The organism is Caballeronia sp. LZ029 (assembly GCF_031451275.1).
GTDB lineage: Bacteria > Pseudomonadota > Gammaproteobacteria > Burkholderiales > Burkholderiaceae > Caballeronia > Caballeronia jiangsuensis.
In genome coordinates this window covers 1,161,613-1,184,895 of record NZ_JARUXO010000001.1, presented here as the reverse complement: position 1 = coordinate 1,184,895, position 23,283 = coordinate 1,161,613, and the positions used below count along the sequence as shown (strand labels likewise).

Here is a 23,283-nt window from a genome sequence, read left to right as displayed (position 1 = left end):
GATCAGAGTGCGACGGGCGAACTCGTTTCGATGGTCCGTCGCAGGAAATCCGGAATCGGCACCGACTTGCCCGCGGCATAGTCGATCCACACGACCTTCGCCGCGCCGCGCGCGTGGAGCACGCCGGGCGCATCGGCGCGAAAGAGCTCGAAGCGCGTGTCGAAGCTGCTGCGTCCGGGCTTGCCGACGAACATCCGCCCGATCACGTCGCCGGGATAGTGAAGCTGCTTCAGAAACTCCATCGACGCATTGACGATCACGGGCCCATGCCCCTCGCCGTTGCCGCCCGCGATGCCGATCTCTTCGAACCACGATATGCGCGCCTGCTCCATATAGCGGAAATAGACGGTGTTGTTGACGTGGCCGAAGGCGTCCATGTCGCCCCAGCGGATCGGCATGGACAGTTCGAATACAGTATGAAAATCGTTATGCGTGGTCATTGCCTGCTATCAGAGTGAGGGCGATGTTCAGAGCGAAAAGCCATCGTCCGCCGAGATCACCGAGCCGTTCATGAACTGCGATTCGTCGGCCGCGAGCAGCAGCAAGAGACCGTCGAGATCGTTCGGCGTGCCCAGGCGGCGGCGCGGCAGCATCGAAATGAGCTTCTGCCCCTGCTCGGTCTTCCAGTGATGGTGATTGATTTCAGTGTCGATATAACCCGGACAGATCGCGTTCACGTTGATGCCGTGGCGCCCCCATTCGAGCGCCATCGCCTTCGTCATCTGCACGACGGCGGCCTTGCTCATCGCGTAGAGGCCGATCTGCGGAAACACGCGCAAGCCGGCCACGGACGCCACGTTGATGATGCGATACGCCGGCTTGGCCGCGCCGTTGCCGCGCATGATCATGCGCTTCGCGACTTCCTGCGCGACGAAAAACGCGCCGCGCACGTTCGTGCCGAACACGAACTCGAAATCCGCGGGCGAGACGTCCGTCAGCTTTTGCGTGGTCGACACACCCGAGTTATTGACCAGGATGTCGATGGTACCGGCTTCCGTCTCGGCATGCGCAACCGCCGATTTCACGCTTTGATAGTCGGTCACGTCGAGCGAGACGACATGCGCCGCGCCGCCCGACGCCTCGATTTCAGCGCGCAGTTCCTTGAGGCGCTCCGTGCGGCGGCTCGCGAGCACCACCTTGGCGCCCGCCTGCGACAGCACTTGCGCGAAACGCTTGCCCAAACCACTTGACGCGCCGGTGATCAGCGCGACCTTGCCTTCCAGGTTGATCGAACGGCCCATTGTGCTTCCTTATTTTGGTTGGCTCAGCCTCGGCGGACGCGCAAGATGCGCCGATGCAGGCTGTTAGCGTCAACACCAATAGCGCGGGTGTCTCAATAATAGTACGATCGTGCTAAATTGGCGAGCTTTGGTTGCAGCCCGCCTCACCTTCCCTGAAAATACGCGATCCCGAAAGGGCATTCTAACGGTACATAGGAGCATTGATGACCCCGGCGAGCCTCATCGAGCAATACGGTCCCCGCGAATCGATGGAATACGACGTCGTCATCGTCGGCGGTGGGCCAGCCGGTTTGTCGGCGGCCATCCGGTTGAAGCAACTGGCGGAGGAAAAAGGCGTCGAGATCGGCGTGTGCGTGCTGGAGAAAGGCTCCGAGATCGGCGCGCACATTCTCTCCGGCGCGGTGATGGACCCGCGCGGTCTATCCGAACTCATTCCCGACTGGAAGGAAAAAGGCGCGCCGCTCGACGTCGAAGTCACGGAGGACCGGTTTCTCTTCCTGACGCAGAACGACGCGAAGCAGGTGCCGAACTGGCTGCTTCCCGATAACTTCAAGAATCACGGCAACTACGTCATTTCGCTCGCCAACGTGACGCGCTGGCTCGGCCAGCAGGCGGAAGCGCTCGGCGTCGAAATTTTCCCGGGCTTCCCGGCCGCCGAAGTGCTCTACACCGAGGACGGTTCCGTACGCGGCGTCGTCACGGGCAACATGGGCGTCGGCAAGGACGGCCAGCCGACCGAGAATTTCCAGCTCGGCATGGAATTGCATGCGAAATACACGCTTTTCTGCGAAGGCGCGCGCGGGCATCTCGGCCGTCAGCTCATGGAAAAGTTCAAGCTCAACCAGAATTCCGATCCTCAGGTGTACGGTATCGGCATCAAGGAGCTGTGGGAAATCGATCCGGTCAAGCACAAGCCCGGCCTCGTGATCCACACCGCGGGCTGGCCGCTCGATCCCGACACCTACGGCGGATCGTTCCTGTACCACATGGACAACAATCAGGTCATGGTGGGCTTCGTCGTCGGGCTGGGATATTCGAATCCGTATCTGTCGCCGTTCGAGGAATTCCAGCGCTACAAGACGCATCCGTCGATCCGCCCGTTCCTCGAAGGCGGCAAGCGCATCTCCTACGGCGCGCGCGCGATCACCGCTGGCGGCCTGATGTCGTTGCCGAAGCTCGCGTTCCCCGGCGGCGCGCTCGCGGGCGACGACGCGGGATTCCTCAACGCATCGCGCATCAAGGGCAGTCACGCGGCGATCAAGTCGGGCAAGATGGCCGCCGAAGCCGCGTTCGAAGCCGTGCAGGCGGGCCGTCAGAACGACGAGCTCACGGCCTACCCCGAAGCGTTCGACACATCCTGGCTCAAGACCGAACTGCATCGCGCGCGCAACTTCAAGCAGTGGATGAGCAAGGGCCTGTATCTGGGCACCTTCATGGTCGGTCTGGAGCAAAAGGTGATGGGCGGCAACGTGCCGTGGACGCTGCATCATCAGCACTGGGATCACGAGATGCTGAAGCCGGCGTCGCAGTGCAAGCCGATCGTCTATCCGAAACCCGATGGCAAGCTCACGTTCGATCGGCTCTCGTCGGTGTTCATCTCGAACACGAATCACGAAGAGAACCAGCCCGCGCATCTGACGCTGAAAGATCCGAGCGTGCCGGTCAACGTGAATCTGCGCACGTATGCGGGTCCGGAAGGCCGCTACTGCCCAGCTGCGGTGTATGAGTTCGTGAAGTCCGACGACGGCAACGAGCGCCTGCAGATCAACGCGCAGAACTGCGTGCACTGCAAGACCTGCGATATCAAGGACCCGACGCAGAACATCGTGTGGGTCACGCCGGAAGGCGGCGGCGGGCCGAACTATCCGAACATGTAAGGTCTGATACACGAAGGGCGCCGAAATTGGCGCCCTTTTCTTTTATTTCGACGGCATCTGCGCCGCGATCTTCGGCGTGTCCACCACCACGTCGCCGCATTGTGCGCGATGACGCAGCGCGTGATCCATCAGCACGAGCGCGAGCAGCGCTTCGGCGATCGGCGTGGCGCGAATGCCGACGCACGGATCGTGACGGCCGAAGGTCTCGACGGTCGCGCTCGCGCCCTGCTTGTCGATCGACTGACGCGGCGTGCGAATGCTCGACGTCGGCTTGATCGCGATCGACACACGGATATCCTGTCCGCTCGAAATACCGCCGAGAATGCCGCCCGCGTTGTTGGCCGCGAAACCTTCGGGCGTCATCTCGTCGCCGTGCTGCGAACCGCGTTGCGCGACGCTTGCAAAGCCCGCGCCGATCTCGACCGCCTTCACTGCATTGAGGCCCATCATCGCGTGGGCGATGTCCGCATCCAGCCGGTCGTACAGCGGCTCGCCGAGTCCGACGGGCACCCCCGACGCAACGATTTCGATGCGCGCGCCGACGGAATCGCCATCGCGGCGCAGTCCGTCCATGTACGCTTCGAGCTGCGGCACGATCTCGGCGTTCGGCGAGAAGAACGGATTCTCCGGCACATGCTGCCAGTCGACGAACGGAATCTCGATTTCACCCAGCGCGCTCATGCAGCCGCGCGTCTCCAGACCGAACTTCTCGCGCAGCCACTTCTTCGCGACCGCACCCGCGGCGACGGTCGGCGCAGTCAGACGCGCCGACGAACGGCCGCCGCCGCGATAGTCGCGCACGCCGTACTTCTGCCAATAGGTGTAGTCCGCATGACCCGGCCGGAACGTCTGCGCGATGTTGCCGTAATCCTTGCTGCGCTGATCGGTATTGCGGATCAGGAGCGCGATGGGCGTGCCGGTCGTCACGCCTTCGAACACGCCAGAGAGAATCTCGACCTGATCCGCCTCTTGCCGCTGCGTGACGTGGCGCGACGTGCCGGGGCGGCGGCGATCGAGTTCGATCTGGATATCGGCTTCCGTGAGCGCCATGCCGGGCGGGCAGCCGTCGATCACGCAGCCGATCGCCGGACCGTGCGACTCGCCGAAATTCGTGACGGTGAAGAGCGTGCCAAGGGTATTGCCGGACATGAGCGTCGACCTGGAAAAAAAGTGTCGGGGGAAACCGATATTATGCCAGCCGTCGCGCTCAGCGCCTGGCGCCACGCAGCGCGCTCACGACTTCCTGCAGATGCTGCGGCGTCGCGTCTTCCGGCGCGATCGGCTCGCCGACCGCGAGCGTCAGCCGCGTCATCGCACCGCGCTGGATCGGACGTGGCCACTGTGCGTCCTCGTGGCGCGAGAACACGCTGCCCCAGAGCCCGCGCAACGCCATCGGCACGACGGGCGCCGGATGGCGTCGCAAAATCTCCGCGATGCCATGCCGGAACGGATTGATCTCGCCCGTGCGCGTGAGCTTGCCTTCGGGAAAGATGCAGACGAGATCGCCCTCTTTCAGCGCCTGCCCGCACGCGGCGTAGGCGCGTTCCAGCATGTCGGCGTTCTCGTGCGCGGGCGCGACCGGAATCGCCTTCACATGACGGAACATCCAGCCGACGAATGGCGTCTGAAAGATGCGGTGATCCATCACGAAGCGGATCGGCCGGGGGCTTTCGGCCATGATGACGACCGCATCGACGAAACTCACGTGATTGCACACGAGCACGGCCGCGCCATGCGACGGAATACGCTCCGCGCCGACGAGACGAATGCGATAGAACGTGTGCACCAGAATCCACGCGATAAAGCGCAGCAGGAACTCCGGCACGAGCGAATAGATATAGACCGCGACGACGACATTGAGCAGCGCCGTGGCGAGAAAGAGCCCCGGAATGCCAACGCCGAACGACGTCAGCGCGAGCGCCATCAGCGCGGAGACGATCATGAAGAACGAATTGAGGATGTTGTTCGCCGCGATGATGCGCGCCCGGTGAGTGGGCTGACTGCGCGCCTGAATCAGCGCATAGAGCGGCACGCTGTAGAAGCCGCCGAACATCGCGAGCAGGAACAGGTCCGCGAGAATGCGCCAGTGCGGCAGCGCCAGCAGAAATTCGCCGACGTTGAGCAGATGCCCCGCGGGCGCGATGCGATGGCTCGCGAAGAAGAGATCGATCGCGAACACGCTGATGCCGATCGAGCCCAGCGGCACGAGCCCGATCTCGACGCGGCGCTTCGAAAGCCGCTCGCACAGCAACGATCCCGTACCGATGCCGATGGAAAACGTCGCGAGAAGAATGGTCACGACATCGGGATCGGCCGACAGCACGTCCTTCGCGAAATTGAAGAACGACGTGAGAAAGGTCGCCCCGACGAACCAGAGCCACGAAATCCCGAGCAGGCTCAGAAACACGGTGCGATCGGACTTCGCGAGCTTGAGGTTGCGCCACGTCTCGGAGAACGGATTCCAGTTGATGCGCAGATCCGGCTGCGACGCGTCCGACTTCGGCACGAACGCCGACGCAACGCGCCCGACGATCGCGAACGCGATGCACGCGACGGCGAGCAGCATCGCGCCATGCTCCGTTGCGCCCGCCGCCGCGCCGCCGATGATCGTGCCGATCAGGATCGCGACGAACGTACCCATCTCGACGAGCCCGTTGCCGCCGACGAGTTCATGCGAATCGAGATGCTGCGGCAGATACGCATACTTCACCGGCCCGAACACGGTGGAATGCACGCCCATCAGAAACGTGCACGCATAGAGAAGCGGCGCGCTGTGCAGCAGGAAGCCCGCGCCGCCGATCAGCATCACGACGATCTCGAAGCTCTTCACGAGACGCGCGAGCACCGCCTTGTCGTACTTGTCGGCGATCTGCCCGGAAGTAGCCGAGAACAGCACGAACGGCACGATGAAGATCGCGGAAATCAGGAACGCGGCCGTCTTCGGATCGACGCCGGAAAAGCGCGCGGCCTGGAACGTCACGAGCGACGTGAAGCCGACCTTGAAGATGTTGTCGTTCATCGCGCCGAGGAACTGCGTCCAGAAGAACGGCGCGAAGCGGCGCTCGCGCAGAAGGCTGAACTGGCCTTCGCCTTCGGCATGGGAACGTCGGGAAGTGCGCGACGGGCTGCGCATCGGTTTGTCACTCATGTGTTGCGTACAGGTTGGGTTCGGCGTTGATCCCGAGCATACGGCGATCGAATCCGAATGAAACGAAAAACGGGCCGAAGGCTGGCTTCGCCCTCAGTCCAGACCAAAAAAAAGCGCGCCATGAGGGCGCGCTGCATATGCTGAATTCTGCGCGAAGCATCGGCTGATACACCATGCCGCGAAGCGCGACGCCTCGCAGCATGACATCGACGCTCGGCGACGCTCAGCGAGCTTCTTCCTGCTGCTCGGGCCAGTCGCGGATATACGCCTTCAACATGCGATTCTCGAAGCCCTGCTCTTCCACGACGGCCTTGGCCACGTCGTAGAACGAGATGACGCCCATCAGCTGACGCTTTTCCATGACCGGCAGATAGCGCACGTGATGCTCGAGCATCATGCGGCGCACCTCGTTCACGTCCGTTTCCGGCGTGCACGTGAGCGGATGGTCGTCCATGATCTTGCGGATGGTCGTGGCGCCGACCGAGCCGCTGTTGTTGTGCAAGGTCAGGATGATCTCGCGGAAGGTCAGCATGCCGACCAGATCGCCGTACTCCATGACGACGAGCGAGCCGATATCGTGCGCGGCCATTGTGTCGATCGCGTCGGAGAGCGGCGTATCGGGTGTCACGGTAAAGAGCGTGTTGCCCTTCACTTTCAGAATGTCGCTGACTCGCATGACTGTCTCCTCGCGAAATGCCTGTTCAGATGCCCAAACGGTGATGAAACCATAGATCGATGCTATCGGAAAGGCCCGCAAAAGGAAAGCGAACATGGCCCGCATCAGCCGAACGGACAAGGCTTTGCGCGTTTTTTTGACAAGCGTTCGCCCTAGGTTTGGGCGCGTGCATCCGATGTTAGGATGATTGACCCTCATTTTTCGCCGCATGCCGGCGCCGCCTCGCGCGCCGGCCGCCTATGATGCCAGCCAACCGCTTCGACACGCTCGCGCTGCACGCGGGCGCCGCGCCCGATCCCGCCACGGGCGCGCGCGCGACGCCCATTTATCAGACCACGTCGTTCACCTTCCGCGACAGCGATCACGCCGCTGCGCTCTTCAACATGGAGCGCTCGGGGCACGTGTACTCGCGCATCTCGAATCCGACCGTCGCGGTGTTCGAGGAACGCGTGGCCGCGCTCGAAGGCGGCGTTGGCGCGATCGGCACGGCGAGCGGCCAGGCCGCGCTGCATCTCGCCATCGCGACGCTGATGGGCGCGGGCTCGCATATCGTCGCATCGAGCGCGCTCTACGGCGGCTCGCACAACCTGCTGCATTACACGCTGCGGCGCTTCGGCATCGAGACGACCTTCGTGCCGCCGCACGATCTCGATGCGTGGCGCGCGGCTGCACGGCCGAACACGCGGCTCTTCTTCGGCGAAACGCTCGGCAATCCGGGTCTCGACGTGCTCGATATCGGCGGCGTCGCCGAAATCGCGCACGAGCACGCGATGCCGCTGCTGGTCGATTCCACGTTCACGACGCCCTATCTGTTGCGCCCGTTCGAGCATGGCGCGGACCTCGTCTATCACTCCGCCACCAAGTTTCTCGGCGGCCACGGAACGACGATCGGCGGCGTGCTCGTCGACGGCGGCACTTTCGATTTCACCGCGAGCGGGCGCTTCCCGGAGTTCACCGAACCCTACGACGGCTTTCACGGCATGGTGTTCGCCGAGGAGAGCACGGTCGCGCCGTTCCTGTTGCGCGCCCGGCGCGAAGGCTTGCGCGATTTCGGCGCGTGCCTGCATCCGCAAGCGGCCTGGCAACTGCTTCAAGGCATCGAAACCTTGCCGCTGCGCATGGATCGCCATGTCGCGAATACGCGCAAGGTGATCGAGTTCCTGCTGAGTTCGTCGACGGTGGAAAGCGTGGCTTATCCCGAACTGCCGACGCATCGCGATCACGCGCTCGCCGGGCGGCTGCTGCCACGCGGCGCGGGCGCGGTGTTCAGCTTCGATCTGAAGGGCGGCGTGCCTGCGGCGCGCAAGTTCATCGAAACGCTCACGCTGTTCTCGCATCTCGCGAACGTCGGCGATGCGCGCTCGCTCGTGATCCATCCCGCCTCCACGACGCACTTTCGCATGGATGCGGCCGCGCTCGAAGCCGCGGGCATCGGGCCGGGGCGCATCCGTCTTTCGATCGGACTCGAAGACCCGGACGATCTCATCGACGATCTCAAACGCGGGCTGAAAGCCGCCCAGAAAGCCGCCGAAAGCGGCCAGGACGCCGGCTCGGCCGCGCCGCTCGGGAGCCGCGCATGATCCTCGATGTCCACGGCCGCGCCGCCTACGTCTACACCGGCGGCAAGCCGCTCGACGCAGCCCGGCCCGCCATCGTGTTCATTCATGGCGCCGAGCACGATCACAGCGTATGGGCGTTGCAGACCCGCTATTTCGCGCATCACGGCTTCGGCGTGCTGGCGCTCGATCTTCCGAGTCACGGACGAAGCGACGGCCCCGCGCTGCCGACGATCGACGATCTCGCCGACTGGGTGTTCGCCGTGCTCGACGCGGCGAAGGTGCAAAAGGCGATCTTCGTCGGCCACAGCATGGGTTCGCTGATCGCGCTCGACATCGCGGGCCGGTATCCCGATCGCACGACGGGCCTCGCCCTGCTCGCGACCGCCGCGCCGATGGCCGTCTCCGACACGCTGCTCGACGCCGCCCGCGAGCACGAGCCCGAAGCCATCGCGATGGTCAATCAGTGGTCGCATTCGACGATCGCCGCGAAGCCGTCGAGCCCCGCGCCGGGTTTCTGGTTGCAGGGCGTGAATCAGCGGCTCATGGAACGCGTGAGCCTGCGCGGCGAAGCGCTCCTTTTTCATACCGATTTCAGCGCCTGCAATACCTACGCGGATGCGCTCGAACGCGCGGCCGCCGTGCGTTGCCCGGTGTGCATCGTGAGCGGCAAGCGTGACATGATGACGCCGCCGCGAGCCGCCCGGCCGCTCGCCGATGCGTTGCGCAAAGCCGGCGCGACGGTGCAATCGGTGGAACTGGACGCCGGACACGCGCTGATGTCCGAGCAGCCCGACGCGACGCTGGACACCCTGTTCGCATTCGCGCTCGCCTGCGCCAAAGCGGAGAGCAAGCCCGTCTGAACCCGCGCGTGCGGCGGACCGCGCAAGCTCGCCGCAGCCGCTTGCATGGCGCGCATCGCAGTCGCAGAATGGTTCTTGCCGGTGAATCGTCAGACAGGCGCACATCGCCCGAACGACACCGGCATGCATCATCTGGGAGGCCGTCATGGCGCACACCGCACACGGTGAACATTTCGCGAATTTCGCCGAGTTTTATCCCTATTATCTCGACGAGCACCAAAATCTGGTTTCGCGCAGGCTGCATTTCATCGGCTCGCTCGGCGTAATCGGCTGCCTCGCGATGACGATCGCAACTGGCGACTGGCTCTGGCTGCCCGCGGCCGTCGTCTGCGGCTACGGTTTCGCGTGGATCGGCCATTTCTTTTTCGAAAAGAACCGCCCTGCTACGTTTCGCCATCCGGTCTACAGCCTGATGGGCGACTGGGTGATGTTCAAAGACATCTGCGTCGGCAAGATCTCGCTCTGATCGACGCCCGGCACGCGCTTACGCGGGCTGCCCCGGCATCGACGAGCGCGGCGTCTCGCGCGGGCGCGCGCTCGTCAGCGCGGATACGCGCGCCGCGATCAGCGAGCCGAGCGTGATCTCCAGCTTGTCGTTGTCCAGCGCGTTCATGAGCGCGGCGCAATCGACCTGCGCCGCGTCCAGCTTCAGTTGATACTCCAGCTCGGCGCGGTCGATCACGAACTGCTCGAAGAGCATCGTCACCGTGATCTGGCTCGGATTGGCGATCAGCACGTAACGCGGCGTGCGCGAATCCTCCAGCCGGCCGATCCAGCCGAGCGCATCGAGCCGTGCGATCAGGCGCGTCGACGTATCCAGATCGCAGCGCGCCATGCTGGAAAGCTGCAATGCGGTGTGGCCGGGTTTGCCCTCGTCGCGCGCCTCGACGAGCCGCGCGAGGATTTCGAGCGCATCGAGCAGATCGCTGCCCGGAAAATCGCGCCGATGATACTGGCCCGTGCGAATGGCGGGCAGCGCGGACGTGACCATCGCGCCGACGAGCGCGAACATCCAGCACAGATAGACCCACAGCAGGAACACCGGCAGCGCGGCGAACGCGCCATAGACGGCGGTGTACGTCGGAATGCGCCGCACGTAGTAGCCGAAGCCGCGCTTGCCGAGTTCGAACGCGACCGCCGCGATCAATCCGCCGACGATCGCATCGCGCCACTCCACCTTGCAGTTCGGCATGTACACGTAAATGATCGTGAAGGCGAGCGCCGTGAGCGGCAGCGACACGCCCGTCAGCGCCCATTCGACGATCGGCGGCATGAGATTGTGCGAGCCCGCGAACGCGACCGAATGCGCGAACACATAGGAGGAGATGGACAGGCTGCAGCCGAAGAGAATCGGTCCGAGCGTGATGATCGACCAATAGACGAGCACGCGCTGCGCGAGCGGACGCGCCTTCTTCACGCGCCAGATCACGTTGAACGCGGACTCGACCGTCATCATCGTCATGACGGAAGTCACGAACAGAATGATCATGCCGACGGTCGTGAGCCCCTTTGCCTTCGACGCGAACTGGTTCAGATACTTGAAGATCTGGTCGTTGATCTGCGGCGGCATCAGGTGCACCGCGAGGAAATCCTGCAACGATGCCTGGAACGAGCCGAAGATCGGGAACGCAGTAAAGAGCGCGAAGGCGACGGTGGCGAGCGGCACGATCGACAGCACGCTCGTGAACGTGAGGCTGCCCGCCACTTGCGCGACGCGATCTTCGCCGATGCGTCGCGCGACGAAACTGGCGAGGCGCTTGACCGCCGCGAGATCGATGGAAACGTGCTGCAAACGCATTCTCCCGTCGTGGCGGCCCGCACGCTCCACGCCGCGTCTCGCCACGAAAATCACCCAATACCTATAATAGCCGTTCACTAAAAAAGCCTTATGAACGACATCCTCGTGCTCTACTACAGCCGCCACGGCGCGACCCGCGAGCTTGCGCTCGCGATCGCCCAGGGCGTCGACAGCGTGCCCGGCATGCAAGCGCGCGTGCGCACGGTGCCGCCGGTCTCCACCGTCTGCGAAGCCACTCACCCCGACATTCCCGCTGACGGCCCGCCCTACGCCGAGTTGCTCGATCTCGAAGAATGCGCGGGTCTCGCGCTCGGTTCGCCGACGCGCTTCGGCAACATGGCCGCGCCGCTCAAATACTTCCTCGACGGCACGACGCCGCAGTGGCTTTCCGGCGCACTGTCGGGCAAGCCCGCCAGCGTCTTCACGTCCACCGGCAGTCTGCACGGCGGCCAGGAAAGCACCCTGCTCTCGATGATGCTGCCGCTCCTGCATCACGGCATGATGATCGTCGGCATTCCGTACACCGAGTCGCGGCTCACCACGACGCAAAGCGGCGGCACGCCCTACGGCGCTTCGCACCACGCGCGCGCGGGCGGCGACGAAAACCAGCGCCACGGCATTTCCGCCGACGAGAAGGCGCTCGCCATCGCGCTCGGGGCCCGGCTCGCGCGCACCGCGCTCAATCTCGTGCGCGGCGCCCGTTCGGCATGAACCGGCCGATGAACGCGCCCGCCGCCACCAACGCGCGATCGAACGCCGCGTTCGCACTGGCCGCGCTTGCGAGCCTCGCCGCGCTGATCGTGCTCACGCTCGCCTGGGAGCTCTGGCTGGCGCCGCTGCGGCCCGGCGCATGGGCGCTCGCATTGAAGGCGCTGCCGCTCGCGTGCGCGCTGCCGGGCGTCGCTCGCAGGAACGTCTACACGCTGCAATGGGCGTCGATGCTCGTGCTTCTGTATCTGGCCGAAGGCGTCGTGCGCGGCATGACGGATGCGGGTCTTTCCGCTTCGCTCGCCTGGCTCGAAGCGCTCCTCGCGCTCGCGTTTTTCGTCTGCGCGCTCGCGTATGTCGCGCCGTTCAAACGTGCCGCCCGGCTGAACGCACGTTCGAAAAAAAGCTGAATCACCCGCTTTTTTGATGCATGCGTCGTGCAGACGTGATGCTTTGTAGCACGAAATGCCGTCCGACGCGCAGGCCTATGCCATTCGGACGAGGATCGCGCGCCGCCTGCCTGCGCGATACTGTGCACTACGCTCCATCGGAATTTTGTCGATCTGCCCATGACCGCAACTGAAGCTTTCATCGCCGCGTGCGCCGACGTTCTCGGCGCACCGCATGTCCTGACCGGCGCCCACGATACCGAGCCCTATCTCGTCGACTGGCGTAAGCGCTATCGCGGCAATGCATGCGCCGTGCTGCTGCCCGCCGATACGGCGCAGGTCGCGGCAGTCGTGCGGCTCGCACGCGAGCATCGCATCGCGATCGTGCCGCAGGGCGGCAACACAGGCCTCGTCGGCGGTGCAACTCCCGATACGAGCGGCGCGCAGGCGGTCATCAGCTTGAAGCGGCTCAATCGCATTCGCGGCGTCGATCCGCACAACAACACGATGACCGTCGAAGCGGGCGTCGTGCTCGCCGAGATTCAGGCGCGCGCCGCCAGTGCGCAGCGGCTGTTTCCGTTGAGTCTCGCCGCCGAAGGCAGTTGCACGATCGGCGGCAATCTCTCGACGAACGCGGGCGGCACCGGCGTGCTGCGCTACGGCAACACGCGCGAACTATGCCTTGGACTCGAAGTCGTGACGCCGCAGGGCGAGATCTGGGACGGCCTGCGCGGGCTGCGAAAGGACAACACCGGCTACGATCTGCGCGATCTCTACATCGGCGCGGAAGGCACGCTCGGCATCATCACGGCTGCGGTCATGAAGCTGCATCCCGCGCCGGTCGCGAAGGTCACGGCGCTGGCCGGGCTCGCGTCGCCGCACGCCGCGCTCGATTTCCTCTCGCTCGCGCAGCATCATGCAGGCGCGCTGCTGACCGGCTTCGAGCTGATGTCCGATTTCTCGATGCGCCTCGTCGGCAAGCATTTCCCGCAACTGCGCTATCCGTTCGACGAGCCGCACGGGCAGACCGTCCTGCTCGAACTCTCCGACAGCGAAAGCGAGACGCACGCGCGCACGTTGTTCGAGCGGCTGATGGAAGAAGCGCTCGAAAAAGGCATCGTGGAAAACGCCGTCGTCGCGGAAAGTCTCGCGCAGTCGCAGGCGTTCTGGAGTTTGCGCGAGCATATTCCGCTCGCGCAGGCGGAGGAAGGTCTGAATATCAAACACGACATCGCCGTGCCCATTTCGAGCATCGGCCGCTTTATCGAGGAAACCGATGCGATCATCGCGGACACGGTGCCCGGCGTGCGCATGGTGACGTTCGGCCATCTCGGCGACGGCAATCTGCATTACAACGTTCAAGCGCCCGAAGGCGGCGATGCGAAGCGGTTCCTCGACGAATTCCAGACGCCGATCAACGCGCTCGTGTATGACCAGGTGCACAGGCATCGCGGCAGCATCAGCGCCGAGCACGGTCTCGGTCAGTTGAAAGTGGATGAAGCGATGCACTACAAGTCGCCGGTCGAAGTGCGCCTCATGCAGACGATCAAGGCCGCGCTCGATCCGGACAACCTGATGAATCCCGGCAAGGTCGTGCGCTGGAGCACGACGCTCGCGAAGGAGAACATCGCATGAAGATTCGCGTGCTGTCGGACCTGCATCTCGAATGCGACGAGCCGCTGGCGATTCCCTACGCCGAGGCCGATCTCGTCGTGCTGGCGGGCGACATCCACAACCACGCCGAAGGTTTGCGCTGGGCCGCGGAAAACTTCGGTTCCGATGTCCCTATCATTTATGTGCCCGGCAATCACGAGTATTACGACGCCGAGTTCGGCGCGATGGAAGCGGCGATGCAGGACGCCGCGCGCAGCGTCGACAACGTGCACTATCTGAACAACGCGTCGCTGGTGGATCGGCGTGGCGCGTGGCGCGTGCTCGGCACGACGCTCTGGACGGACTTCGCGCTGTTCGGGTCCGGCGACGCGGACATCGAAAACGCCAAAGAGGCGTGCACGAAGGTCATGCTCGACTACAAAGGCCTGATCCAGCTCGCGTGGCCCGAGCCGGACGGCGAGCACCGCGAGTTCGCGCCCGACGACTCGCTCGCGCTGCACGAACAGGCGCGCGCCTGGCTCGAAAGCGAGCTCGCGAAGCCGTTCATGGGACAGACCATCGTCGTCACGCATCACGCGCCGATGCGGGCAAGCCTCGCGCCGCGCTATGCGGAAGATCTCGTGTCGGCGGGCTTCGTCAATCATCTGCCGTCGCTTGCGCGTGCGCCGGTATCGCTGTGGATTCACGGCCATACGCATACGTCGTTCGATTACGTCGTCGAAGGCACGCGTGTCGTGTGCAATCCGCGCGGCTATTTCAGCCGGCGCCGCCAGGAGTGGGAGAATCCCGAGTTCGCGTGGGACAAGGTCGTCGAGATATAGCGCGGCAACGAATCAGGAAGCACGGAACCGTGTTGGACTTTGCGGAGGAACGCCATGTGCGGCCGAATCAGCCAGTACCGACTACCGATGCATTACGCGCAGCGCCTGCATCTGAAAAATCCGTTCGTGCTCGTGGACGCCGCCGACAGGCGTCCCGGCTATAACCTCTCGCCCGGCACGCATCCGCTCGCCGTTTATCCTGACGAGACGATCCGCGCGGTTCATTGGGGCTACTGCCCGCCGTGGGCCATCCAGAAGAAGTTGCCGCAGACGATCAATGCGCGCGTCGAGACCGCGGCGACGAGCGCCTACTTCAAACACTTGTGGAAGAAGGCGCGCATTCTCGTGCCCGCCGATGGCTGGTTCGAATGGCGCATCGAGCCGCGCCCGTCAGATCCGGCGGCGAAGCCCTTCAAGCAGCCGTATTTCATTCAGCGCGCCGACGGCGAGCCGATGTACCTCGCCGCGCTCACCAGCATCATGCGCGACGAAGACGCCGCGGCGCCCGGCGCGGGCTTCGTCATCGTGACGGCCGCAGCGGACGAAGGGCTGATCGATGTGCACGACCGCCGGCCGCTCGTGTTCTCGCCCGCCGTCGCGCGGCGCTGGCTCGATCCCGCCGCGTCGATCGAGGATCTCGCGGCGCTCGTGAAAGCCGACGGCGTGCCGGCGTCGCACTTTGTGTGGCATCGCGTATCGAGCGATGTGAATCGCGCGACCAACGACGAGCCGCGACTCATCGAGCCGCTGGAAACGCTGCTCTGAATTCAGCGATCGTATGGGTCGCGCATGCGGCGCATCCGCGCGTCGCGATCATCGTCGATGCGCACCGGCACGAGACGCCGCTTCGCGTTGCGCTCCGACTGGCCACGCATGTCGTTGAAGAAATCGCGCGACGCCGGAACGGCGATCAGCACCAGAAGCGCGGCGAGTGCGAGCAGAAGTGGCGTACTCATGTGACCTATCCCGATTAAAAGTGCGATGGAACCAGTGCGGAAAGTATCAAGCTGCGGGCACATCGTGCGTAAGCAAGTGTTGCGGCGCGGCTTTTTTCGTAACTGAACGCGCGCAACTTCAGGTGACAACGAATTCCTTCAACGATTCCGCGTCCGCCGCGAGCGTGTCGGGCAGCGCCTCGCGCAAGAACTCCACCCAGGTGCGGATTTTCGCGTCGAGATACTGGCGCGACGGATAGAGCGCGTAGACGTTCAACTCCTGCATCGTGTATTGCGGCAACACGCGCACGAGCGTGCCCGCGCGCAGGCCGGGAAGCGCGGACGATGTCGGCAGCACGCCGATGCCCATGCTCTCGCGGATCGCGACGACCATCGCTTCGGCGACGTTCACCGTGAACGTCGACGGGCCGAGGCTCACAGTTTCCTGCCCGTTCGGACCGTCGAACACCCAGCGATCCGGCGGAAACACCGGCGTCATCAGATGCAGGCACGTGTGGCGCACGAGATCGGACAGCACGTGCGGCGCGCCGTGTTGCTCGATGTAATCCGGCGAAGCGCACGCAATGCTGTACACCGAGCCGAGCCGCGCCGACACGAGTCCGGAATCCGGCAGATCGGACGCGAGCACGACAGACACGTCATAACCTTCGTCGAGCAGGTCCGGCACACGCTGCGCGAGCGTCAGATCGACCTGCACCGATGGATGGCGCTGCTGATAGCGCGAGATCATCGGCACGATGTAGTGCTGGCCGAAGCTCGTCATCGAATGCACCTTGAGCTTGCCGGAGGGACGCGCGTGAGCGTCGCCGGCCTCGGCTTCGGCCTGATCGACATAGGCAAGAATCTGCTCGCAACGTTGCAGATAGCGCTCGCCCGCTTCGGTGAGCGCGATGCGTCGCGTCGTGCGGTTCAGCAAGCGCGCGCGCAGATGCGCTTCGAGGTCCGATACGGCCCGCGAGGCGTAGGCCGTCGTCGTATTGAGATGCTGCGCGGCCGCCGTGAAGCTGCCCGCTTCGACGACCCGTACAAATACGCGCATGTTCTGGAGCGTGTCCATGGCGCTTTTCCGTCTTCAAGAACTGTTCGTGGATCGAATTGTTGCACGGCTCGTAACAACGATTATCACAAGTATCGTAAGAATGCTTTGCATCCTTACGGGTTATTCGACAATCCGCGCAAAAATATAATTACTCCCTTGAATCTAATTCGAATTTGGGAGTGAATCGTGCGAGGACGCGTGTCCAAAAGCGCTGCTTGTGCCGTCGTTCTTACAGCGATATTAACAATTGCCGGGTGCGCGAGCACGGGCAAGAACGCGCCGCAGGATTCGCTCAAGGATGCAACGACGCTCGATGTCGGCAGCGCCATCCGCGCCGCCAACGCCGACGCCCAATGGCCCGAGGCGCAATGGTGGCGCGCCTATGAGGACCCGCAACTCGACGCCTGGATTGCGCGCGCGACCAACGGCAGCCCCACGCTCGCGATGGCGGCCGCGCGAGTGCGCGAGGCGCAGCAGCAGGCGGGCGTCGCGCGCTCCGAGCTCTTGCCGCACGTGGACGGCGCGATGAGCGTGTCGCGCAAGAACTGGCCCAATAACGCTTTCTACGGCCCCGGTCCATACGCCGATACGACCACCTGGGACAACACCGCCGGCCTCGCGCTGTCCTACAACCTCGATCTCTGGCATCGCGACGACAACAACGCCGAACGCGCGCTCGACGTCGCCCATGTGCGCGCCGCCGATGCGCGCGCCGCGCAGCTCGAACTCGAGACGAACGTCGTGCGCGCCTACATCGGCTTCTCGCAGTCGTTCGCGCTGCTCGATATCGCGCAGGACACGCTCGCGCAGCAGGAGCGCATCGCGGATTTCGCGCGGCGGCGCCTGAAAGGCGGCCTCGGCACGCAACTCGAAGTGAGCCAGGCCGAAGCGCCGCTGCCCGAGTACGAGCGTCAGGTCGATGTCTACAAGGAAGAAATCCAGCTCGCGCGCAATCAACTGGCCGCGCTCGCCGGCGACGGTCCCGGCGCGGGCGAAGCGCTCACACGTCCGGCGCTCTCGCTCGCGACGCCGCTGCCCCTGCCCTCCGCGCTGCCGGCGGAACTCGTCGGACATCGGCCCGATATCGTCGCGGCGCGCTGGCTGGTCGCGGCGCAGGCGCGCGGCATCGATGTGGCGAAGGCCGGCTTCTATCCGAACATCAATCTCGCGGCTTCTCTGACGCAGGCGTTCGCGGGCGGCGCGCTGCTCAGCTTCCTTACGCGCGATGCGTCGGGCTACAGCTTCGGCCCGGCGATCTCGCTGCCGATCTTCGAAGGCGGACGCCTGCGCGCGCAGCTCGGCGCGGCATCGGCGCAATACGATCAGGCCGTCGATCACTACAACGCGACGCTCGTCGCGGCGCTCAAGGACATCGCCGATCAGGTGGTGCGCGTGCATTCGCTCGACACGCAGCTCGAAGCGTCCGGCCGCTCCGTCGCCGCCGCGCGCAAGAACTACGATCTCGCGAACGCAGGCTACAAGCGCGGTCTCACCGATTACCTGAACGTGCTCATCGCGCAGACGCAGTTGCTCAAGGCGCAGGACGGACAGGCACGCGTGCGCGCCCAACGGCTCGCGTCCTACGCGACGCTCACGTCGGCGCTCGGCGGCGGCATCGACGATCCTTCGAACGGGCCCGAACAGACCGCGCTCGCGCCGTCGAAGCACATCGGACCGTTCAGCAAGGCGGGCAACTGAGCATGTCGACGCCCGCTACGCTCATCGAACGTCCGTCGCTCAGGCTGGCCCTGCTCGACTGGGCGCGCACCGACGGCCTCGCCTGGGTCTACATCTTCAAGGCCGTGCTCGCCGCGCTCCTGGCGCTGTGGATCGCGATGCGCCTCGACATGCAGCAGCCGCGCACCGCGATGACCACCGTGTTCGTCGTCATGCAGCCGCAAAGCGGCATGGTGCTCGCCAAAAGCTTCTATCGTTTCTGCGGAACGATGGTCGGCCTCGTCGTGATGATGGTGTTCATCAGCCTGTTCTCGCAGCAGCCGGTGCTGTTTCTGTCCGCCACCGCGCTGTGGGTCGGCGTCTGCACGGCGGGCGCGGCGCGCAACCGCAACTTTCGCTCGTACGGCTTCGTGCTCGCGGGCTACACGGCCGCGCTGATCGGCATTCCGGCGGCGCAGCATCCGGAGGCCGCGTATCTGTCGGCGCTTACTCGCGTCGGCGAAGTGACGCTCGGCATCGTGTGTTCCGGCGCGGTGAGCGCGCTCATCTTTCCGCAGCATGCGGGCGAGCAGGTCCGCACGACGGTGCGCCGGCGCTTCACGCAGTTTGTCGATTACGTGTGCCGCGCGCTGTCGGGCAACATGGAGCGCGCGCAGATCGAGCGGACGAACCTTGCGTTCGTGTCGGATATCGTCGGCTTCGAGGCTGCGCGCAGTGTCGCCGTGTTCGAGAATCCCGAGTCGCGTATGCGCGGCGGGCGGCTCGCGCGTCTGAACAGCGAATTCATGAGCGCGTCGACGCGCTTTCATGCGCTGCATCAGTTGATGAACCGGCTGCGCGAGAACGCGTCGGCGACGACCATCGCCTCGCTCGAACCGTTCTTTCGCGAAGTGCCGCCGCTCTTGTCGCTGTCGGGCGAGCCGGTGCGCAATGCCGCCGACGCCGCGCGCGCCGCCGCGCAGTTGCGCGATTACAAGGCGGCGCTGCCGAAGCGCGTGCGCGCGGCGCGTGCATCGCTCGAAACGAATCCGGACTTCGCGCAGCTCGAGTTCGATACCGCCGCGGAACTGCTCTACCGCTTCGTCGATGACATGCTCGCGTATGCCGAAACGTATGCGTCGCTGACATCGCCGTCGCACGAACGCGAGCGCTGGATCGCGCGCTACGTGCCGAAGACCAACCTGCTCGCGGCGGCCATCTCGGGCTTGCGCGGCGCGGTCGTGATGTTCATCCTCTCCGCGTTCTGGATCGAAACCGCGTGGCCGAGCGGCGGCACGATGGTGCTCAACGCGGCGGCCGTGTGCGCGCTGGCATCGTCTTCGCCGCGACCGACGCTCATGTCGGCGCAAATGGCGATCGGCACGATGCTCGCGAGCGTCACCGGCATGATCGTCGTGTTCGGCGTGTTTCCGCATATCGACGGCTTCGCGATGATGTGCGCCGCGCTCGCGCCCGCGCTGCTGCTCGGCGCGTATCTGAGCACGCGGCGCACGCTCGCGGGCGTGGGCATCGGCTATTGCATCTTCTTCTGCTTTCTCGCGGGGCCAGACAATCTGGTCCATTACGATCCGACCGGCTTCATGAACGATGCGCTCGCGCTCGTGCTGTCGATGATCGTCGCCGCGATCGCCTTCGCCGTGCTCTTGCCGACCGATGCGCCGTGGCTGCGTCATCTGCTGCTCGGCGACTTGCGGCGCGAAGTCGTGAACGCGCGCCGCGGACGGCTCGCCAGTCTCACGACGCATTTCGAGAGCCGCACGCGCGATCTGCTCGCGCAGATCAACGCGCTCGCCAACGGCCGCGCCGATTTGCAACGCGACGCGCTGCAATGGCTCTTCGCGGTGCTCGAATTCGGCAATGCGGTGATCGACTTGCGGCGAGAAATGGCGGCGCTGCCGCGTGAGCCGATGTCATGCCGACGCCCGGTCGATGCGACGCTCGATGCCGTCGCGCGCCTTTTCGATCGGCCGCAGGCGAAGCGCTTCGACGCCGCGCTCACCGCGACGGAACGCGCGATCGCCGATACGCAAGCGCTGCTCGCGTCGACGGATCGGCCGCGCGAAGACAGACACCGGTTGCAGCGCATCGCGAGTCATCTGCATTTCATCCGCACCGCGCTGCTCGATCACGAATCTCCGTTCGCGCAGTTCGCGCCCGCCGAGAAACCCACGTCCGAAGGAGCGCCCCATGTTCCCGCGTAACGTCGCGATCCTCGAAGCCTATGTGCCGACGATCCTGCTGCTCTTCATCGCGGGCGCGATGATCACGTGGATCGTGGATCGGGTGCTCTCGCTGACCGGGCTCTATCGCGTGGTCTGGCATCCGGCGCTCTTTCGGGCAAGTCTGCTCGTGTGCATCTGCGGCACGCTCGGGCTCGTCGCGTATCGATGAGCGGCGTCACTTTCATCCAAGCTGAACAAAGAGTTGCATCATGATTCTTCGGAAAATAATCGGTCTCGTTTTGACGATCGCCATCTTCGCGGTCGCGCTCATCATCGGCCGCGTGCTGTGGGTGCATTACATGGACGAGCCGTGGACGCGCGATGGCCGCGTGCGCGCGGATGTCGTCAATGTCGCGCCGGATGTGTCGGGCGCGGTCGTGCAGTTGCCGGTTCGCGATAACCAGCTCGTGAAGAAAGGCGATCTGCTGATGGAGATCGATCCGTCGCATTATCAGATCGCGGTCGAGCAGGCGCAGGCGACCGTCGCCGCGCGCGCGGCCGAACTGCGCATGCGCCGTGCGGACGCCGCGCGCCGCGCCGATATGGACAGTCAGGTCGTGTCGAAGGAAGCGCGCGAGAACGCGATGCAGACCGCATCGACCGCCGAAGCGCAGTTGCAGCAGGCGCAGGCCGCGCTCGAAGCCGCGAAGCTCAATCTCGAGCGCACGAAGGTGTTTTCGCCGGTGGATGGCTATGTGACGAACCTGAACGTGTTCCGCGGCGACTATGCGACGGCGGGCACGGCGAAGCTCGCGATCGTCGATAGCCATTCGTTCTGGGTGTATGGCTACTTCGAGGAAACGAAGCTGCCGCACGTGCGCATCGGCGACAAGGCGTCGATTCGCCTGATGAGCGGCGGCGAGCTGAAGGGGCATGTGGAGAGCATTTCGCGCGGCATTTATGATCGCGACAATCCGCAGAGCCGCGAACTGCTCGCCGACGTGAATCCGACGTTCAACTGGGTGCGGTTGGCGCAGCGGGTGCCGGTGCGCTTGCATATCGATGACGTGCCGGAGGGGGTGCTGTTGAGCGCGGGGACGACTTGTACGGTGGTGATTGCGCCGTCGAGTTGAGCGAGGCGGCGGGCTCTTGGGGGGCGGTGTACGCCGGATCCCGTATTCGTGTCGGTCTATTTGTGTTGCCCCTGTGCGGGGCGGCAGTCACTTTCTTTGCTGCTGCAAAGAAAGTAACCAAAGAAACAGCTTTCCCCAGCCTAAGCACTTCACACCGGCCGCGGCACAGGCGATTGGCCTAATGGCCCGGCAGTAGCGAGTGCCCCCACAAGCAGATAAGGGCTTGGACCGCGCACGGTCCGACGAGCGAGTTGTTTGAACGCGCTGGTTCAGCACGAAATAGCGCCGGCACAGCGCTACGCGCTGCCGTTGGGTATGCGAAGGAAACCGACGAGAAAAGAGAAGCGCAGAAGCAGAAGCAGACCCGATTGACCCGTCGGCCGCGAAGCGGGCCGGAGCCATTTGGTGCTGAACCAATGACGCAAGCGATGCGACGCGGCAGACCGTGCGCGAGCCAAGCCCGGTTGGGCCTTTGGGGGCGACACTTAGGCGAGTGCCACCGCGGGCTGGCAAGCATGGCCAAACTGCGTGTGACCGCGGGCTTAAACGAGCTGCTTTCTTTGCCTACTTTCTTTGCAGCAGCAAAGAAAGTAGGTGCCGCCCCGCACAGGGGCAACGCTAATAAACCGACGCGAAGACGGGATCCGGCAACAAACCCAACCTTCAACACCGCCGCCTTACTTCAACACCACCTTCACATCGAAATACTTCTGCGCGAAGCGATCGATGGTCCCATCGTCCTTCAACTCCTTCAACGCGCGATTGAGCGATTCCTTCAGCGCCTTGTCATTCTTGCGCACACCGAAGCCCACGCCGGAACCCACCAGTTTGTCATCCGACACAGCCGGTCCCGCGAACGCGAAGCCCGCGCCTTGCGGCTGCTTCAGAAAGCCCTTCGACGCCGCTTCGGCATCCTGGAACGCCGCATCCAGACGACCCGACGCCAGATCCGCGTAGATCTGATCCTGCGCCTGATACGACTCGACATCGATGCCCGCCGGCGCCCATTTCGCCTTCGCGTACGTTTCCTGGATCGACCCTTGCAGCACGCCCACGCGCTTGCCCTTCAGACCATCGACGCTCGGCTGGATCGTGCTGCCCTTCTTCGCGATCAGTTGGTTGGGAATCGTGTAGATAGGGTCCGTGAAGTCGATCGCGACCTTGCGCTTGTCGGTGATCGTCATGTCCGAATTGATGCCGTCGAACTTGCGCGCCTGCAATGCGGGAATGAGACCGTCGAACGAGTTCTCGACCCACACGCACTTCATTTTCAGCTTCGCGCACACCGCGTTGCCGATGTCGATATCGAAGCCCTTCAGCTCGCCGCTCGGCGACTTCGATTCGAACGGCGCATAAGACGCTTCGACGCCGAAGCGCAGTTCCTTCATGTTATCGGCTGCCTGCGCATTGAACGCCGCGACGCCCGTGACGATAGTGGCGCCCAGCACTGCGAACGCGGCGAACTTGCGACCGGCCAGATACGATTTCTTCAACTTCCATCTCCTTCCATTGCGGTTCGATTCCGGTGTCATGATGCGGCTTCGCACATCCGATGAAGCATGCGGCACAAAATTTCCCATTCGCACCCGACACCGGGGCGCGATTGTAGCGCGTGCAAACCGGAT

At 64.3% G+C, this 23,283-nt stretch carries 22 protein-coding genes; 13 read left to right on the top strand and 9 right to left on the bottom strand.

The window, feature by feature from the left end; genetic code table 11:
* Nucleotides 1-2: 2 nt before the first annotated feature.
* Both QCE73_RS05595 and QCE73_RS05590 read right to left on the bottom strand, forming a co-directional pair.
* On the bottom strand, nt 3-440 hold the full coding sequence (locus tag QCE73_RS05595; RefSeq protein ID WP_309880148.1) for a thioesterase family protein: 438 nt from the start codon (nt 438-440) through the stop codon (nt 3-5).
* A 27-nt stretch (nt 441-467) separates the two neighbouring features.
* Entirely contained in the window at nt 468-1,241 is a 774-nt protein-coding gene (locus tag QCE73_RS05590) for an SDR family oxidoreductase (RefSeq protein ID WP_035503417.1), read from the bottom strand.
* A 203-nt stretch (nt 1,242-1,444) separates the two neighbouring features.
* Here QCE73_RS05590 and QCE73_RS05585 point away from each other — a divergent pair, with 203 nt between their 5' ends.
* Nucleotides 1,445-3,118 carry an electron transfer flavoprotein-ubiquinone oxidoreductase gene (locus tag QCE73_RS05585; protein WP_309880147.1) on the top strand — a complete coding sequence of 558 codons (1,674 nt, stop codon included), beginning with the start codon at nt 1,445-1,447 and terminating at the stop codon, nt 3,116-3,118.
* A gap of 42 nt (nt 3,119-3,160) precedes the next feature.
* Here QCE73_RS05585 and aroC read toward each other — a convergent pair whose 3' ends face one another.
* From aroC to QCE73_RS05570, 3 genes are all read right to left on the bottom strand, one after another.
* Complete coding sequence (gene aroC, locus QCE73_RS05580) at nt 3,161-4,267, bottom strand: chorismate synthase (protein WP_309880146.1); 1,107 nt, start codon at nt 4,265-4,267, stop codon at nt 3,161-3,163.
* A 58-nt stretch (nt 4,268-4,325) separates the two neighbouring features.
* Complete coding sequence (locus QCE73_RS05575) at nt 4,326-6,266, bottom strand: MFS transporter (protein WP_309880145.1); 1,941 nt, start codon at nt 6,264-6,266, stop codon at nt 4,326-4,328.
* Nucleotides 6,267-6,489: 223 nt separating this feature from the next.
* A complete protein-coding gene (locus tag QCE73_RS05570; protein WP_035503407.1) occupies nt 6,490-6,942 on the bottom strand; it encodes a CBS domain-containing protein in 453 nt (150 codons plus the stop codon).
* A gap of 242 nt (nt 6,943-7,184) precedes the next feature.
* Here QCE73_RS05570 and QCE73_RS05565 point away from each other — a divergent pair, with 242 nt between their 5' ends.
* The 3 genes from QCE73_RS05565 (at nt 7,185) to QCE73_RS05555 (ending at nt 9,827) form a co-directional block, all read left to right on the top strand.
* Entirely contained in the window at nt 7,185-8,522 is a 1,338-nt protein-coding gene (locus QCE73_RS05565; RefSeq protein WP_309881915.1) for an O-acetylhomoserine aminocarboxypropyltransferase, read from the top strand.
* Nucleotides 8,519-9,361, top strand: coding sequence for an alpha/beta hydrolase (locus QCE73_RS05560; RefSeq protein WP_309880144.1), 843 nt, complete (start codon nt 8,519-8,521; stop codon nt 9,359-9,361). The genes QCE73_RS05565 and QCE73_RS05560 overlap by 4 nt, the downstream gene beginning before the upstream one ends.
* A gap of 145 nt (nt 9,362-9,506) precedes the next feature.
* Nucleotides 9,507-9,827 carry an Mpo1-like protein gene (locus QCE73_RS05555; RefSeq protein ID WP_309880142.1) on the top strand — a complete coding sequence of 107 codons (321 nt, stop codon included), beginning with the start codon at nt 9,507-9,509 and terminating at the stop codon, nt 9,825-9,827.
* A gap of 18 nt (nt 9,828-9,845) precedes the next feature.
* Here QCE73_RS05555 and QCE73_RS05550 read toward each other — a convergent pair whose 3' ends face one another.
* Complete coding sequence (locus QCE73_RS05550) at nt 9,846-11,153, bottom strand: YihY family inner membrane protein (protein ID WP_035503557.1); 1,308 nt, start codon at nt 11,151-11,153, stop codon at nt 9,846-9,848.
* A gap of 96 nt (nt 11,154-11,249) precedes the next feature.
* Here QCE73_RS05550 and wrbA point away from each other — a divergent pair, with 96 nt between their 5' ends.
* The 5 genes from wrbA to QCE73_RS05525 all read left to right on the top strand — a co-directional run bounded on the left by wrbA (nt 11,250) and on the right by QCE73_RS05525 (nt 15,456).
* Nucleotides 11,250-11,870 (top strand): NAD(P)H:quinone oxidoreductase, encoded by a 621-nt coding sequence (wrbA, locus tag QCE73_RS05545; RefSeq protein WP_309880139.1) that lies wholly within the window; start codon nt 11,250-11,252, stop codon nt 11,868-11,870.
* Between the two features lie 8 nt (nt 11,871-11,878).
* Nucleotides 11,879-12,277: a DUF2069 domain-containing protein gene (locus QCE73_RS05540; RefSeq protein ID WP_035503555.1), complete on the top strand. Its 399-nt coding sequence runs from the start codon at nt 11,879-11,881 to the stop codon at nt 12,275-12,277.
* A 159-nt stretch (nt 12,278-12,436) separates the two neighbouring features.
* Complete coding sequence (locus QCE73_RS05535; protein ID WP_309880138.1) at nt 12,437-13,891, top strand: FAD-binding oxidoreductase; 1,455 nt, start codon at nt 12,437-12,439, stop codon at nt 13,889-13,891.
* The gene (locus QCE73_RS05530) at nt 13,888-14,691 is read left to right on the top strand and encodes a metallophosphoesterase (protein WP_250483463.1); all 804 of its coding nucleotides are present in this window, start codon (nt 13,888-13,890) and stop codon (nt 14,689-14,691) included. The genes QCE73_RS05535 and QCE73_RS05530 overlap by 4 nt, the downstream gene beginning before the upstream one ends.
* 54 nt (nt 14,692-14,745) lie before the next feature.
* Nucleotides 14,746-15,456, top strand: a complete 711-nt coding sequence (locus tag QCE73_RS05525; RefSeq protein WP_309880136.1) for an SOS response-associated peptidase — start codon at nt 14,746-14,748, stop codon at nt 15,454-15,456.
* A 2-nt stretch (nt 15,457-15,458) separates the two neighbouring features.
* Here the strand turns inward: QCE73_RS05525 and QCE73_RS05520 are convergent, their stop codons facing one another.
* A complete protein-coding gene (locus tag QCE73_RS05520) occupies nt 15,459-15,647 on the bottom strand; it encodes a hypothetical protein (RefSeq protein ID WP_035503398.1) in 189 nt (62 codons plus the stop codon).
* 118 nt (nt 15,648-15,765) lie between these two features.
* The gene (locus tag QCE73_RS05515; protein WP_035503395.1) at nt 15,766-16,704 is read right to left on the bottom strand and encodes a LysR family transcriptional regulator; all 939 of its coding nucleotides are present in this window, start codon (nt 16,702-16,704) and stop codon (nt 15,766-15,768) included.
* 168 nt (nt 16,705-16,872) lie between these two features.
* On the opposite strand from QCE73_RS05515, the gene QCE73_RS05510 reads away from it, so the two are divergent.
* From QCE73_RS05510 to QCE73_RS05495, 4 genes are read left to right on the top strand one after another with little or no spacing between them, the layout of a single operon-like run.
* Nucleotides 16,873-18,384, top strand: coding sequence for an efflux transporter outer membrane subunit (locus QCE73_RS05510; RefSeq protein ID WP_404989732.1), 1,512 nt, complete (start codon nt 16,873-16,875; stop codon nt 18,382-18,384).
* A gap of 2 nt (nt 18,385-18,386) precedes the next feature.
* Nucleotides 18,387-20,564, top strand: coding sequence for an FUSC family protein (locus QCE73_RS05505; RefSeq protein WP_309880131.1), 2,178 nt, complete (start codon nt 18,387-18,389; stop codon nt 20,562-20,564).
* Nucleotides 20,551-20,754: a DUF1656 domain-containing protein gene (locus tag QCE73_RS05500; protein ID WP_309880129.1), complete on the top strand. Its 204-nt coding sequence runs from the start codon at nt 20,551-20,553 to the stop codon at nt 20,752-20,754. The genes QCE73_RS05505 and QCE73_RS05500 overlap by 14 nt, the downstream gene beginning before the upstream one ends.
* A 40-nt stretch (nt 20,755-20,794) precedes the next feature.
* On the top strand, nt 20,795-21,658 hold the full coding sequence (locus tag QCE73_RS05495) for an HlyD family secretion protein (RefSeq protein ID WP_309880127.1): 864 nt from the start codon (nt 20,795-20,797) through the stop codon (nt 21,656-21,658).
* Between the two features lie 677 nt (nt 21,659-22,335).
* Here the strand turns inward: QCE73_RS05495 and QCE73_RS05490 are convergent.
* Complete coding sequence (locus QCE73_RS05490; protein ID WP_309880126.1) at nt 22,336-23,151, bottom strand: ABC transporter substrate-binding protein; 816 nt, start codon at nt 23,149-23,151, stop codon at nt 22,336-22,338.
* Nucleotides 23,152-23,283 lie beyond the last annotated feature (132 nt).

What these genes read in the sequence shown, in the direction of transcription:
- aroC (WP_309880146.1), bottom strand. Translation starts at nt 4,267, where the DNA reads ATGTCCGGCAATACCCTTGGCACGCTCTTCACCGTCACGAATTTCGGC.
- QCE73_RS05590 (WP_035503417.1), bottom strand. Translation starts at nt 1,241, where the DNA reads ATGGGCCGTTCGATCAACCTGGAAGGCAAGGTCGCGCTGATCACCGGC.
- QCE73_RS05530 (WP_250483463.1), top strand. Translation starts at nt 13,888, where the DNA reads ATGAAGATTCGCGTGCTGTCGGACCTGCATCTCGAATGCGACGAGCCG.
- QCE73_RS05495 (WP_309880127.1), top strand. Translation starts at nt 20,795, where the DNA reads ATGATTCTTCGGAAAATAATCGGTCTCGTTTTGACGATCGCCATCTTC.
- QCE73_RS05500 (WP_309880129.1), top strand. Translation starts at nt 20,551, where the DNA reads ATGTTCCCGCGTAACGTCGCGATCCTCGAAGCCTATGTGCCGACGATC.
- QCE73_RS05540 (WP_035503555.1), top strand. Translation starts at nt 11,879, where the DNA reads ATGAACGCGCCCGCCGCCACCAACGCGCGATCGAACGCCGCGTTCGCA.
- QCE73_RS05560 (WP_309880144.1), top strand. Translation starts at nt 8,519, where the DNA reads ATGATCCTCGATGTCCACGGCCGCGCCGCCTACGTCTACACCGGCGGC.
- QCE73_RS05575 (WP_309880145.1), bottom strand. Translation starts at nt 6,266, where the DNA reads ATGAGTGACAAACCGATGCGCAGCCCGTCGCGCACTTCCCGACGTTCC.
- QCE73_RS05505 (WP_309880131.1), top strand. Translation starts at nt 18,387, where the DNA reads ATGTCGACGCCCGCTACGCTCATCGAACGTCCGTCGCTCAGGCTGGCC.
- wrbA (WP_309880139.1), top strand. Translation starts at nt 11,250, where the DNA reads ATGAACGACATCCTCGTGCTCTACTACAGCCGCCACGGCGCGACCCGC.
- QCE73_RS05535 (WP_309880138.1), top strand. Translation starts at nt 12,437, where the DNA reads ATGACCGCAACTGAAGCTTTCATCGCCGCGTGCGCCGACGTTCTCGGC.
- QCE73_RS05525 (WP_309880136.1), top strand. Translation starts at nt 14,746, where the DNA reads ATGTGCGGCCGAATCAGCCAGTACCGACTACCGATGCATTACGCGCAG.
- QCE73_RS05555 (WP_309880142.1), top strand. Translation starts at nt 9,507, where the DNA reads ATGGCGCACACCGCACACGGTGAACATTTCGCGAATTTCGCCGAGTTT.
- QCE73_RS05520 (WP_035503398.1), bottom strand. Translation starts at nt 15,647, where the DNA reads ATGAGTACGCCACTTCTGCTCGCACTCGCCGCGCTTCTGGTGCTGATC.
- QCE73_RS05565 (WP_309881915.1), top strand. Translation starts at nt 7,185, where the DNA reads ATGCCAGCCAACCGCTTCGACACGCTCGCGCTGCACGCGGGCGCCGCG.
- QCE73_RS05585 (WP_309880147.1), top strand. Translation starts at nt 1,445, where the DNA reads ATGACCCCGGCGAGCCTCATCGAGCAATACGGTCCCCGCGAATCGATG.
- QCE73_RS05595 (WP_309880148.1), bottom strand. Translation starts at nt 440, where the DNA reads ATGACCACGCATAACGATTTTCATACTGTATTCGAACTGTCCATGCCG.
- QCE73_RS05515 (WP_035503395.1), bottom strand. Translation starts at nt 16,704, where the DNA reads ATGGACACGCTCCAGAACATGCGCGTATTTGTACGGGTCGTCGAAGCG.
- QCE73_RS05570 (WP_035503407.1), bottom strand. Translation starts at nt 6,942, where the DNA reads ATGCGAGTCAGCGACATTCTGAAAGTGAAGGGCAACACGCTCTTTACC.